The 13,503-nt window shown below is 47.6% G+C and carries 9 protein-coding genes; 4 read left to right on the plus strand and 5 right to left on the minus strand.

Features of this window, described 5'->3' with window-relative positions:
* Positions 1–26: 26 nt before the first annotated feature.
* Positions 27–629: a hypothetical protein gene (locus ACMA1I_RS14125; protein WP_337069028.1), complete on the minus strand. Its 603-nt coding sequence runs from the start codon at positions 627–629 to the stop codon at positions 27–29.
* 348 nt (positions 630–977) lie between these two features.
* Between ACMA1I_RS14125 and ACMA1I_RS14130 the strand changes: the two genes are divergently transcribed.
* From ACMA1I_RS14130 to ACMA1I_RS14140, 3 genes are all read left to right on the plus strand, one after another.
* Positions 978–1,811 (plus strand): hypothetical protein, encoded by an 834-nt coding sequence (locus ACMA1I_RS14130; protein ID WP_337069029.1) that lies wholly within the window; start codon positions 978–980, stop codon positions 1,809–1,811.
* Between the two features lie 72 nt (positions 1,812–1,883).
* Positions 1,884–3,152 (plus strand): nucleoside hydrolase-like domain-containing protein, encoded by a 1,269-nt coding sequence (locus ACMA1I_RS14135; RefSeq protein WP_337069030.1) that lies wholly within the window; start codon positions 1,884–1,886, stop codon positions 3,150–3,152.
* A gap of 152 nt (positions 3,153–3,304) precedes the next feature.
* Positions 3,305–5,017: a DUF5060 domain-containing protein gene (locus ACMA1I_RS14140; protein WP_337069031.1), complete on the plus strand. Its 1,713-nt coding sequence runs from the start codon at positions 3,305–3,307 to the stop codon at positions 5,015–5,017.
* A 194-nt stretch (positions 5,018–5,211) separates the two neighbouring features.
* Here the strand turns inward: ACMA1I_RS14140 and ACMA1I_RS14145 are convergent, their stop codons facing one another.
* Genes ACMA1I_RS14145 through ACMA1I_RS14155 form a run of 3 tightly spaced genes read right to left on the minus strand, consistent with a single transcriptional unit; the run spans position 5,212 to position 9,169 of the window.
* Positions 5,212–6,876 carry an SCO family protein gene (locus ACMA1I_RS14145; RefSeq protein WP_337069032.1) on the minus strand — a complete coding sequence of 555 codons (1,665 nt, stop codon included), beginning with the start codon at positions 6,874–6,876 and terminating at the stop codon, positions 5,212–5,214.
* A complete protein-coding gene (locus ACMA1I_RS14150; RefSeq protein ID WP_337069033.1) occupies positions 6,860–7,900 on the minus strand; it encodes a hypothetical protein in 1,041 nt (346 codons plus the stop codon). The genes ACMA1I_RS14145 and ACMA1I_RS14150 overlap by 17 nt, the downstream gene beginning before the upstream one ends.
* 12 nt (positions 7,901–7,912) lie before the next feature.
* Positions 7,913–9,169, minus strand: coding sequence for a tyrosinase family protein (locus ACMA1I_RS14155; RefSeq protein ID WP_337069034.1), 1,257 nt, complete (start codon positions 9,167–9,169; stop codon positions 7,913–7,915).
* Between the two features lie 680 nt (positions 9,170–9,849).
* Here ACMA1I_RS14155 and ACMA1I_RS14160 point away from each other — a divergent pair.
* Complete coding sequence (locus ACMA1I_RS14160) at positions 9,850–11,061, plus strand: acyloxyacyl hydrolase (protein ID WP_337069035.1); 1,212 nt, start codon at positions 9,850–9,852, stop codon at positions 11,059–11,061.
* A gap of 285 nt (positions 11,062–11,346) precedes the next feature.
* Here ACMA1I_RS14160 and ACMA1I_RS14165 read toward each other — a convergent pair whose 3' ends face one another.
* The gene (locus ACMA1I_RS14165) at positions 11,347–13,500 is read right to left on the minus strand and encodes a xanthine dehydrogenase family protein molybdopterin-binding subunit (protein WP_337069036.1); all 2,154 of its coding nucleotides are present in this window, start codon (positions 13,498–13,500) and stop codon (positions 11,347–11,349) included.
* Positions 13,501–13,503: the final 3 nt, after the last annotated feature.

Consider the following 13,503-nt stretch of genomic DNA (forward strand, 5'->3'; position numbering starts at 1 on the left):
GTGGACCTTTTTATTTTAAGTTTGCCTTACTGGCTGCCACCTCCTTTAGGCGGACTTATCATAATGTGCGCGCCATGAGTTCCGGGGTGCATAATCCAGGGCATGGCAGGCCCCTCTGGCTTCAGCGGCAGCCCTGTACTCTCTGAAGTGGCAAACGGGATATAAACCACATATCGCAGGTATCCCTCCTTTACAGCACCTGTACCGGTATCAAAGTTGCCTTCGGCTGCGGTATAAACAAATAAAGTAGTGGGTTGCCTGGGCAATTTCAGCGTACCGGCTACGGCTTCTTTCTCGCGCATATCAAAAATTTCCTGTGTACTTTTTCCGGCTTTTCTAAGCTCCCTTCCCCGTGCCATAAAGGGCTCCAGGTCCTGGTGGTAGCACGAAACCGAAAACCCTTTCTGGGCCGGGTCATCTGCCAGGCAAATCAATTCGTTGGCGCCCTTTCGGAGCTGCACCAGTTCCCCTTCCTGGTTGTAGCCCAGTACCGCTGCCCCCTCTCTTTTCTCCGATGGTGCCGCCATTAGCGCCCCCTTTATCTGTATATCTGTTGCAACTACCTGTGCTTGCGCTATAGAGCAGGCTGCTCCGAGTGCCAGTACTAAACTGAGAGAGATCTTTTTCATAAGGCTGCTGATCGTGTTTACTAAGGGACTGAAAGTAGTTATACTTGATTTCTATTTTTACGCATTCATTTAAAAGTCGGTACAAACTCCTACCATACTATTTTAATTTTATGAAAGCACAAGGGGGCTATCTGTCACCTGTGCTTGTGCCATAGCGCCAGCCAAACCAGCGCAAATCAAGTATGCTCTAACGATTGGTAGTTTTTTTCTTGCAACATCTAAAGAATTGTTTAACTTCAATCCATCAATAAATAGGTTATGCATATATAAATACACAGTTTACCTTTTGCTGCCTCTACAAATGCGACAGCATAAGGTATTGTTCTTACTAAAATTATTCTTAAATACATGATTTCCATCAAACAATTATTTTTTTTACTGCTACTTTTTGTCTCATCTCAAGCTGCCTTTTCACAAAAAGTAAAACTCACCGAAGTAAACTGGCACGGCACCGGCTGCTTCAGAATAGACATGCCCATGGGAACAGTTTATTTTGAAAAAGATAATGGCGTATCTGGCTTTAAGAGCTTTATAGACAAAGAGGGCAACGACTGGATTGCCTCGTACATGGAACCCGGACCTAACGGCGATTTCAGGGGCTTCCCGAATAGCACGGGCAACTTTGGCCATGCAGGCCGGAACAGCAACTCCACTACAACCGTGGTAGATGGCAAAACAGAAGGTAACCTGGTTATTCTGGAATCGTCGAACCCCGATTTTACTTTTCAGTACTGGTTCTTCCCGGATCGTGTGGCCATAAAAGTACTTAAATCGAAAGGGGAATATGCATTTCTTTATGAAGGCGTGGCAGGTGGAACCGCAGATGCTGAAGATTATTTTGTAACCGCCGATGGTAAAAAGCACATCCCCAACGGCACTTTCCAGGATTTTTCCCCTGAGTGGTTTTACCTGGGCGACCCGAAAGCCAAAAGTTATCTTTTCCTGGCCAAAACGCCCGATGATGATGCGCCGAACGAGAACCACCGCCAGATTCGGAAAGGCAATGTGCACAACATGGATCTCTACAGTTTTGGTCGATCCGGCCCCGAAAACGGCCATAAAGTGTACGGTATGAGCGGCAATGAACATGTCTGCATCATCGGGTTTGCCGACACCTCCAAAAGCCATAAACAGATGACAAAGATGATCCAGAAGTTTCTGAAAAACCCATTTAAGTCATAGAGAAGCGCTGGTAGCAGGCTATACCGTGCACACTTCTTAACCTGAAAGTTGAAGCCCTCAAAATCAGCATCCATGCTCAGATTAGTAAAACCCCTGCTCCTACTCTGTCTCCTGCTGCTTGCCGGGCAGCACATGGCCCAGCCGCGTGTTATTGTGAGTACCGATATTGGCGGCACCGACGATGATGACTTTCAGTCGATGATCCACTACCTGATGTATGCCAACCAGTTTAAAACAGAAGGGCTCATCTCCTCACCCTATGGTGATGGGCGTAAAGAAGACATCTTGCGCATCATCGACTTGTACGAAAAAGATTATCCCAAACTAAAAGCAAATGCCAAAGGCTTTCCTACTGCCAATGTGTTACGCGCCGTGGTAAAGCAGGGAGCCACCGAACGGGCACCGGCAAAAGGCTGGACTACTCCCACCGAAGGATCTGAATGGATTATTTCTTGCGCTAAACGCGAAAGTAGCCAGCCTTTGTGGGTACTGGTTTGGGGAGGCATAGAAGATCTTGCCCAAGCCCTGCACGATGCACCTGAAATTGCGCCGAAGCTAAGGGTGTATTGGATTGGCGGCCCAAACAAAAAATGGGGAGCCGAGGCCTATCACTACCTGGTCAGCAACTTTCCGGAGCTTTGGATGATAGAAGCAAATGCTACCTACAGAGGCTGGTTCCAGGACATCTCAACAGGAAAAGTCTTCGATAACAGCAATTACCACGACCAGCATATAAAAAACCATGGGGCCATGGGCCGCGACTTTAGTAACTACTACAAAGGAGTAATAAAAATGGGCGACACGCCTTCTGTCGCTTACCTGCTGCATGGTAATCCGGAAAAGCCGGAGGAGCCAAGCTGGGGCGGAAGCTTTGTGCCGCTACACTTTAGCGCGAGGCGTATATTTAACCGGGCCACTACTCTGGCCGATCAGGTTCCTGTTTTTGGAGTGCTAGAATGGGTAATGCAAGGCCCGGATAAGGGAGCTGCCAACGAAGAACCTAGCCTATGGCTCGAGGTGGATGGCCAGCGCTTTGAAGGTTACTACGAGGGCAATGGCCGCTACCGTGCCCGTTTTGTTCCGAAGGCAGTTGGCGAATGGAGCTACAAAATCAGCAGCTCCATAAAAGAGCTGGATGGCCAACAGGGGCAATTTACCAGCACAGATCCCTGGCCCGGAAAGCAGCATCCGCAAAACTTAGCCCCTCTTACAGGTTGGTGGAGCGACAGCCCCGACCCTGCCAGTTATGTTGGTCCTCATCAGGGCGCCGCCACCGTAAACCGCTGGCAAAAGGAGTTTTTAGATGACTGGGCCAAGCGCTGGGCCTGGCTGGCTGAGTAACAAGAGACCAGGAATCCGAGAAGGTAAATTATTCTAATGAAAATGGCCTTCCGGAGCGAAAAAACACTCTATAAAGTCCTCCCCTGCTAAGGCCTATAACAGACATTACCTACTGTCTTAACTTTTCATAACAACAGCACATCGAAATACACATGACCCAACCACTGAAGTACTTGCTTACATGCCTGGTGCTTGGCTATATGCAACTCTGGCAACCACCTGTCGCCAGTGCAAACGCAGCCGATACAGCCCTTAACGAAACCACCCAACAGGCTGCGGCTGCTGTTGGGCAATACAAACTGTTTGAGGCATCTATAATCAACGAGAAACCTTATGCCAACAAATTCACTGAAGTGGAGTTGCTGGTTCAATATCAGGCACCCTCCGGAAAGCTGATCAACTTCAGAGGTTTTTTCGATGGAGATGGCACCGGAAAAGGAAATGCAAGTACCGGAAATGTCTGGAAAATACGCTTTCTGCCAGATGAAGTAGGTACCTGGCGTTATGTCTACTCTTGGTCTGATGGCAGCACAGGCGGCCAGGGCAGCTTTACTTGCACAGCCGAGGGAGCTGGCAAAGGCATATTACAACCTTATGCCCAAAACCCGCACTGGTTTGCCTACAATGGCACGGAGCCGGTGTGGCTTAAATCTTACTACGAAACCGGCCATGGCTCTATTGGTCAGAACTTTGATTGGGTGGTAAAGAACGTGTACAGCAAATTTGTAGAGAAAGGCTATAATCACCTGCAGGTAAACTGGCTGCTGTCCATCTGCTGCTTTAAACAATACTACCTCGATGGGCCTGAGCCCGAAACACTGAACCTCGCCCTGTACGAGGAAGGCAAGGCATCCAGCACCATGAACCTGGATGTGTGGCGCCGTATGGAACAACACATGGGCTGGCTCAACGACAACAACATTGGCGTGCATATGTTTCTGGGAGTAGATGGCAGCCAGAACGAGGGCCCGGACTGGAGCAAACTGACTCCTGAAGAAAAAGATTTTATGGTACGTTATATGGTAGCCCGCCTGGCTCCTTATGCGAACCTCGCTGGCTGGAATTTTGTGTGGGAAGTACCTGGCGACCGTGAGAGCCACGAATTGGGCTTTGCACGACTTGTGGCCAAATACGATGTTTTTAACCACCTTCGCACCTACGAAGACGAGTTTCCGCAGGAGAACCATTACCACCTGCCTGAGTACACCTTTGCCGCAATTGAGAACCATCAGATTGCCGCACCTGCTAAAACTTTGGAGCGTCAGCTCTGGCGCGATGCCTGGACACACCACATGGCATGCCTGCTTGGGTACGCGGGCAAACCCGTGTTTATGAGCGAGGGCAATGCGCTATGGCGTAGGTTCTGGCACGAGCGTGTTGGGGCTACGCAGGATGATCTTCGGCGCGCAGCCTGGGGATGCGCCACAGCAGGAGCCTCATTTACCTGGAACGGCCACGAAAAAGAATATGAACTTTACGCCGGAGGCCCCTCCGGTTTACCCTTCAGCAAAGAAAACCCCTTTATAACGTCAGCTGGTTACATGGATGTGCTGGCGCAGGTGTTTAGTAAAGAGGTGGAATTTTATAAAATGCGCCCCCACGACGATCTGCTGGCAGAACACCAGACTATGCGGGTGTATGCCCTGGCTGAGCCGGGCCGGCAGTACCTTGTATTTGCGCCGGATGGAGAATCCTTTGCGCTCAAGCTCTCAGAAGGAAATTACAGCCAAAACACCTGGATCGATACCAAAACAGGAAAAAAATCAAAGGCAGCTGCCGTACGTGGAAAAGGGGAAGAAACTCCAATTCGCTTTAAAGCACCATCTAAAAGTACTGATTGGGTGTTAATCCTGAAAAAAGACTAAAGGAATTATGGAAGGAGCAAATCTTAATGGCTTCAGAAGGTACATTAATTTCACATGGTAACCTGGAGGCGCCAGGAAGGAGTAATTAAAGTTTTTATTACCCCTTCCTGGCGCCTCCAGGTTAAAAAATCATACTCATCGAATCAAGCTAAGTGTCTGAAAGGCCTGAGGTCCCAACGCAACCGCTATCTGCACTATATGCTGCGTGATTTCAGTATGCGCCTGTACTTGCTGCCGAACACGTACTGTATTTTAGCATAAGTAGCAAACGGAAGATTATTTAACATCGTACCTGCAACACTTAGCGCCAAACCCATAAAGAGCATCATCCTGAAATCAGCATAAAAACCTCCTACAACACAAAGGGCACCTATGCAACATAAATAAAAAGGCAGAAGGCCATTTCGTTTCAGAGCGAGCTTATACATCCACCAGAGGTTTGCCAACATTACAAGAATTAGCACAAATAATAACTCAGGTTTGTAGGGAATGGCCTGAATGCCCGCAACACCAAACACACTCATATATGCTGCCCAGCAGTAAGGACATTTAGGAAAAAGAGCTACCAGCATTGGAACTACTACAGCCTGAAAACTGCTCAGCACGGCTTTACCACGGAATACCTGTTTATCCTCGGCTTTTCGATCGGCTTTCTCCTGTAAAACTAGTTGTTTTGCCTGTTCCACAACTTCCTCCACATCCCATTGCAATCTTGTAAAGGCATAAGCCACCTTCCCATCCTTATCCAGCACAAAAAGTTCTATCCGGTGTTTGTTAACCAGCGAGCCTATAAAGTTTACCCCTAAGGCCAGGAATCCCTGTAAATCCTCAAAACCAGAAGTGACCCGGAATAAGCAATTTTCCTCCCCAAAGCTAAAGCCGCGGTTTTCACCGTACCCCTTTAACCTCGGGGGCAGATCGAAGGCCGGATCGTAGGTTATGGCTGCAATCTTAATTTGTGAAACCAGCCCCTGATTCTGCAGCGACTTTTGCAGGTGTGCTAGTTTTGTGATAGTGGCAGAGCATTTATTGGGGTTACTGCACCTGGTATAGAAAAACGCCAATATAGTGGGCTTGTCGCAAAAGAACTGGTTATAAGTCAAGTAACTCCCGTCCTGGTCCTGCAGTTCAACCTGCTTCATTTTACTGTAGTTAGAATTTTGCAGGGCACGATCAGGCACCATAACGTTCTCCAGGGGCAGCTTGCAGCAGTCTAAACTTACGGTTCTAGAGTCTGCCTGAATCTGTTCGATGGCCTTTCTTATTTCCCGCCTGGTGGAGCTACTAAAATCTGCAAATTCATCTTTATGTAGTGTTTCTAGCTGGTCAACTGCCTGCCTGGCATAGGCACCGAGCCAAGCAAATGTTAGGAAAATTTCCTGTAAGGCAGTGGTATAATGCTTTAACGGCCATTGCGGTTTATAAGAATCAAAGGTTAGAGCATCGTCTACGTATTTTATATTTTGAATAGCTTTAAACAAATAAGGCACCACCTGTGCGGTAGGAGAGCGAAGGCCCCTGATTGCTTTTGCAGCACCTGCTACCAGATAGGCATCTCTTCCGCTTTCAAGCTCTTCTAAAACAAAAGGGATAGCTAAATCGTGTAAACCCACACGCTCGAATGCAGCCAGAATATACCCCCTGATGCGCATTACTTCATTGGCACTTCTCCCAGCATAAAGCGGCGCTTGCTCCGGCAACAAATCAACCAGGGCTCCTTTATGGCCGGGGCATGCCTTTATAGCATCAATAAGTTCTGCTATCTCATCTTCGGAGATATTTCTGGTAATGCCTGCGGCCCATGCTTTTACATCTGTACGCGTTACCATAGATGACAGGTAACTAGTTTTTGTCGACATTCTTCTTTAGATCCATGTTCCGTAGATACTGTGTAGCAGCCTTTCCAAGCTCTTTTGAAGCAGCTTTCTCCTGTAATTGCTGAACGTAGGCATCAAAACTGGTGTCAACGGCAGAAACCATTGCCGAACGCTCATTAGGGGCATTTTTCCTTCGATCGGCTATTTCTCCATCTAAAGCAAGTGCATTTAAACAGATAGCCCTGATATCGCTATCTTCTGCTTCATCCATAACGGTCTGCTTCGCAGAGGTACTAAAGTCCTCCGGATCTATGGCCTGAACAGCTACCGCACAAGTTGCTCTAACCTCCTTGTTCTCACTTTTATTCCGGAACATTTTCTGCAACAGCTCTTTTGACTCAGGGTCAGCGCCTAAAATGCGAACAGCCTCTACTTTGCTTTCCAAATGAGAAGAATTTTCGGCTATGTCTCTCAGAGTCGTAAATAGTTCGGCATGCACATCATACCCCAATAACTGGATTGCTTTCTCTGGTGCTACCAATGCCTTTGCCGGAGCTTTTAAGCCATCCAGCAAACGTCTCTGCGCATATTCATCCTTATGGGCTGCTAAGGTTTCCAGCGCGTCGAAGCGTAGTTGTTTGTCTTTGTCATCTATGATGGATCGAAGCACATTAAAATAGTCTGGTCTTTTAGTTATAAAAATGGCCGAACTGAAGCTGGCTTGCTGAAGCACCGTTAAAGCGGTCCTTCTGAGTTCTACAGGCTCTTTCTTGTCGCCTAAAATAGCGAGAACCTCATTAATGATGTCTTCCCTGTTACTTACCTCAATATCTAACTTCTGCAGAGCCATTGCCCTTGTAACGCCAGTCTCCTTCCTATCGCGGACTACACTAAGCAGTCGGTCAACCTCGCTGGTTGCCCGTACAGAGGCTGCTCCACTTACTACAGTCTTTTTCTCTGCCACACTTGTGGAAGGATCAAGTATTCTGCTAGCAACATTTTGTTGCTCATCAGATCTTTTAAGAAGTTCTTCGTATTCTCTGCGGTACTCTGATTTGTTTATCATATCGTTTAGAAATTAAGTTGCTGGAGCAAACTCAAATGGAACATCATCATAATCAAACCCAAGTTTGGACGTAGAATTTAATTTCCCCTGAAAATCAATCATTTCTCCAACGATTGGCATTCGGGAGGGAGCACTCACTAGAGAAGATGATGGGAAATTACCACCAGGCGCTGCAGGCGGACGCGGTGAGGCTGTAATTTGGTTCCAGGGCCACATGGTGTCACGCAGGTTATGCCCTACCCTGGTAGCTCCGCTGGTTCCTGCGCTTCCGGAGAAGGGATAAGTAGCAGAAGCTGATGAATTAAACCGGTTATTTGCCCATTGCCACTTGGCCCACAAACGGTCAGCGTTGGTGTGCAGCATAAAGAACAAAGGATCTCTGGCAGCCTCTCCAATTTCCCTGATATAGCCATTAAAACTTGTATGCGCTGAGCCATGCGGGTTTGTCTCCATGTTATCGAATTGGTCATAGTTGGTGCCAAGTCTCATGGTGTTTACCTCCGTCATGACAGGAGCCGCAGAAGTAGAGGTATTAAACCGGGGACTTCGGTTAATGCCAACCACTCCGTCAGTAGCCCAAACGGATAAGGGATTTGAGGAGTTAAAAACCACACGCCCATTCGATCCAGTAGTGCCCATAAACTCTCTGCTAAAAACCCTGGGTGCTGGCGCGTCAAACTTCCAGTAAGGCAACGATACACTAGGATCGATCAGTTGTAACTCTCTCTCCAGGTCCAGCAGATAAGCTCTGTGCCATGGAAGAAAACCTACATTCCGGTGCCCCTCCTGTTCTGTGTTGGACAGGTGCATGTTCCTAAAATCTCTAAATCGCCCCATGCCGCGGTTATTTAAGGTGGCAAAGGCGTTTAGAAACCGGTCTCGTTCCCCGGTTGTCAAATTATTGGCATTTTTCCGGATGCGAACCATGAGTTGCTTCTCTCCTACTGTATTTCCTGCTGAGTTCACCACCCGGATAATGGCGTCTCTGTTAGCTACGCTGGGCCTTCCGAACATCCCTGCAATAAAAAATTCAACGGGGCTTCCATCAGCCGGCAAATTCAGCTGCAATTGGTTCTGTTCAGGGCCAGTTATACTGGGTAAAAAAACTATCTGACCTCCACTGGTAGTTGTTCTGTTTCTTAAGGTAACTGCAATAGGGGTTGTACCACCGGGTGGGTTCGTCTCACGAATACGACATGGAGCAGGGCTCCAAGAAATAAAATTGGCACTTGAGTTTAATGAATTGTTGATAAGGATTTCTATAGCCATGATTCCTCAATTATGGTTTATAAAACTAACATAGCAGGTGACTTAAATTAAGGGGAGCCTAATGAAGTGAGCAGGAAGCAAATCAATACACTGGGGAGCAACCATCTATTCTTCAGGTATCTGAAGTTGAACAATGGCATTTACGCGCTGTGGGCACTATTGAGAATTTCAAATTACTTCTAAGCGTTTTTCAAAATCAATATCTTGGGGCAGCAGGGGGCTCTGATTGAGTATCGTTTTATGGCATGGTTACCATTTTTCTTCGCTTTATCTCAATTAGCATAAAATTTAAAAACAAAATTATTTAAATGCAATTAAAATTACGTTAATAATAATTATTTGTTTTTAAATGTAATAATACTTGCAGGCATTCTTTTACTACTTACAAACACTTAGAAGTTGTAAACTTACCAAGCAGAACATATTTCGAGGTTAGTAGCTAGAACTTCAAAGCCAACTTATGCATCTCGTGCTGTGGCAGCTATGCCTATCACAGGGTCCTTTCTGGCAACAGCCTCATATTTGCAGCATTTATGACTTCGGCATCTGCAGGCTGCCTCAGTTAAAGCTGGCACCTTTCTGAAGCTATAGGCTTAAAAGAAAATCTAAAATAACTAAATCAAAAGCTCAGGTTCTTAGTAAACACTATTTTTACCGTATCAAAACCTAGTTAAAGGCTTATGATTCTGTTTGCATTCCTGGTATGTTTTCTGATTTTTGCTAGTGTTTACTCTCCTAAAGGAGGCCTCTCAATCTTCTGTAGCTATTACAGAACATACCTGATCCTGTTAACTTTCATCTTTACCTTAACCAAAGCCTCTGCTCAGACAGAACCTACTGATACTACCCAGGAAAATGGGAGGCTACCGAGTATATTTTCAGTGGGCTTGGGTACCCAATACGGGTTCATATTTGCACATTCTCAGGATGTTCAAAATACACAAGGTGCAAACCCTTTTGGAACCGAACTCATTTTGAGCTGGCAACGCAACGACCCCGATACCTGGAACCTATGCCATTGCTTTCCCCGCAACGGGTTACTACTCAACTACTATAACTTCGATAATGCTATTCTGGGGAAAGGCTTTTCGGCAGCCTATTTTTTGGAGCCAACTTATAAACTTACAGGCAAGGCATTTTTCTCATTTAAAGGGTCGGCAGGATTCAGTTACTTAAACAACCCGCACAATGAAGCTACAAATCCGGCAAATCAGTCGTACAGCACCAATTTAAACGCATACTTATTGTTAGGTGTGGGGGCTTGGTTTCAGTTAGGGGAGCATTGGTGGCTAAATCCTTCGGTTAATTATCAGCATATCTCTAACGGAGGTCTCAGCAAACCTAACAAAGGCATAAACTGGCCCACAGCAGGCGTAGCCATAAGCTACCAGCCCATATCAAGGACTTACTACACACAGCCCCGCACCACCGAAAAATACTGGAGAGGAACCCCACCTCGTTGGGATCTTACTGCCTTTGGTATAGCACGAAGAGGATACGATGCAGAGGGTAACCGCGAGCGCTTCCCGATGCTGGGCCTGGCTCTACAGGGGGCAAAGCAGGTAGGCAGATTAAGCAACCTTACCTTAGGAGCTGAACTCTACTACGATGCAGAACTAAAAGCGAGGTTGGCAAACGATAGCATAAACGCTAGCCCTATCAAGGCAGGTATTATGGCAGGTCATGAGTTTATTCTTGGCCAGTTTCTTTTCAGTCAGCGGTTAGGGGTTTATGCCTTTGACCAGTCACCCTACTTCGACCGCATTTACCATCGCTGGGGAATTCATTACAGCTTAAACCACAATTTCGGATTTGGCTTTAACCTGCTGGCGCACCGTCAGGTTGCTGAGTTTATTGACCTGCGGGTTACCTACAGCTTACAGCGAAAGTAGAACTTATTTCTGAACAAGATAAGCAGGAACAGCAAGGGCAATTTGCATGATTGGCTAGATGAGCATTGTGGTTGTAAGCAATGCTTTTGAACAGGACATAGGCACACACCAATTTTTCTAATAAAAATAGCCTTCCAGAGGCTTTTGCAGCAATATAAGACCAAGGGCATTCTCCCCGGCACTTAGGCTTCTCTGCCAAATCCTACATAATCTTATTTCAATTAGGCGTAGCACAGCCTCACCAATTCTTCTAATGAAAACAGTCCTCCAGAGGCAAAATAGAGTTTAACTCTTTGCCACCTGCAAGCCTTTAGGTACAAGCGGCAGGGTTTTTAACCGAACGCCAGCGGCAGCGGCAATAGCATTCCGAATGGCAGGGGCTACTCCTACAATAGGTGCTTCTCCGGCACCCGCCGAAGGCAGATCTTTACGGTTGAGCTGTACAATTTCCATGGCAGGCATATCTTTAAACCGGGCAACACGGTACTGCCCGAACAGCGGGTTCAGTATTTTACCATCCTTAAAATCTACTGCTTCAAAAAGAGCGCCTCCCAGGCCCTGTACAATAGCGCCTAAAATCTGGTTATCGAGATGCTCGGGATTAATGATAGCACCACATTCGAAAGCAGTTGTCAGGCGCAGCACCTTCACATCGCCGGTTTTAGGATTTATAGCTACTTCGGCACAGGTAGCTGTAAAACCACCTTTTTCTGTGCCTCCTCCTATGCCATAGCCGCGATTTTTGCCAGGCTTGGTCTTAGCCCAGCCAAAGGCCTTGGCTGCAGCCTCAAAAACGGCACGGAGGCGTGGTTCCTGGAGGTTCTTGAGCCGGAAAGCCAGCGGGTCCATGTTCACAAGACTGGCGAGGTCGTCCATCTGCGACTCGATCGCAAAAATATTGGCCGTGGAAGCCAGACCACGATAAGAGCCCTGCTTCAGGGGCGAATCTACAGGATGATATTGAATTTGCTGGTGGGGCACCTCGTAGGGTGTTTCTATACCGGAAGGCCCGGAATTATAATTATGAAATTCCCAGGCAGTAAGGGTACCATCAACTTTCACGCCGCTTTTTACTTCAATTACACCGGCCGGACGAAAATATGCCCAGGTAAATTCTTCTTCACGGGTCCAGGTTAGTTTTACAGATTTCTGCGCTGCTTTAGCCAAACGGGCTGCCTCCAGTGCTGCCTCGCCGGAATGCTTGCCGCCATAGGCAGAACCAGTGTCTGGCATAATAACACGCACTTGCGATTTGTCTATTTTAAACTCCTTTGCCAGGTCGTCCTGCACGCCAAATGGCCGCTGTGTTCCGGTCCAGAGGGTTAGTTTATCGTTTTCCCATTGGGCCACAGCAGCACGCGGCTCCATAGGAGCATGCGCAATGTAGTCGATGTGGTAAGTGGAACGGAGTGTTTTAGCTGCCGCCGCCATGCCTGTTTCTAAGCTACCTTTCTTAGAACTTCCCCTTCCTCCTGAACGGGGCGTGGAGGCATTCTTTTTTAAGAAATCAAAAATTTCGGAGCGGGAGGGTTGTGAGGTAGTATGCCAGGCAGGTTTTATAGCGGCGAGAGCTTTGTTGGCAGCAGCACGATCAGGAGCGGCAACTCCCACAAAATTACCCTCGTGTACCACCACCACCCCGGGTACAGCTCTGGCAGCTGCCAGTTCTACACTGGCCAGAGTAGCTCCAAAGGCAGGTGGCCTTAGTATTTTGGCATGTAGCATGCCGGGCAGTTTCATATCTGACACGTAGGTGTGCCTGCCTGTAATAATATCGCGGCCATTCACCTTTGGTACCGAGGTTCCGGCAATAGTCCATTGCTCAGTGGGCGTTAAGGCAGCATCGTTGGCAACGGCCTGAAGAAGTTTGGTGCCTTTGGCGAGCTGCCCGTAGCTAAGTCTTTTATTACTAGCGGTATTGAGAACATGACCATCTGCTAACCTAAGTGTACTTTTTTCTACCTTCCACTCCTGCGCAGCTAGCTCCAGCAGCATACCACGTGCAGTGGCGGCAGCTCTCCGGAGCTGAGGCCCCATAACAGGAGTACTGCGGCTGCCGAACGTGCCGGCATCGTAAGGCACCAGGTCTGTATCGCCCATCACCATGTTAATAGAATGTACCGACACCCGCAACTCCTCTGCCACTACCTGCGCGAGCGAGGTGCGTATGTTCTGGCCAACTTCTACTTTGCCGGTGTAAACAGTAACTACATTGTCTTTGCCGATGTGCAGCCAGCCTCCTACCTGCTCTGGATTTACCACTAGGGGCGACGTAACCTCTTCGGCATCCGGAAGAAAGGCAAAAGCATCCTGCAGCACAAAGCTTACGGCTATGCCGCCTCCCAGTAGCTTCAGGAAGTTACGCCGGCTTTGCTTAAACTGGTCCTGAGGGTCGGTTTCGGAACGCTGTGGCTGAGGTGCTGCTGTATCGTGGTTCATGTT

The organism is Pontibacter sp. 13R65, assembly GCF_047525655.1.
Classification (GTDB): domain Bacteria; phylum Bacteroidota; class Bacteroidia; order Cytophagales; family Hymenobacteraceae; genus Pontibacter.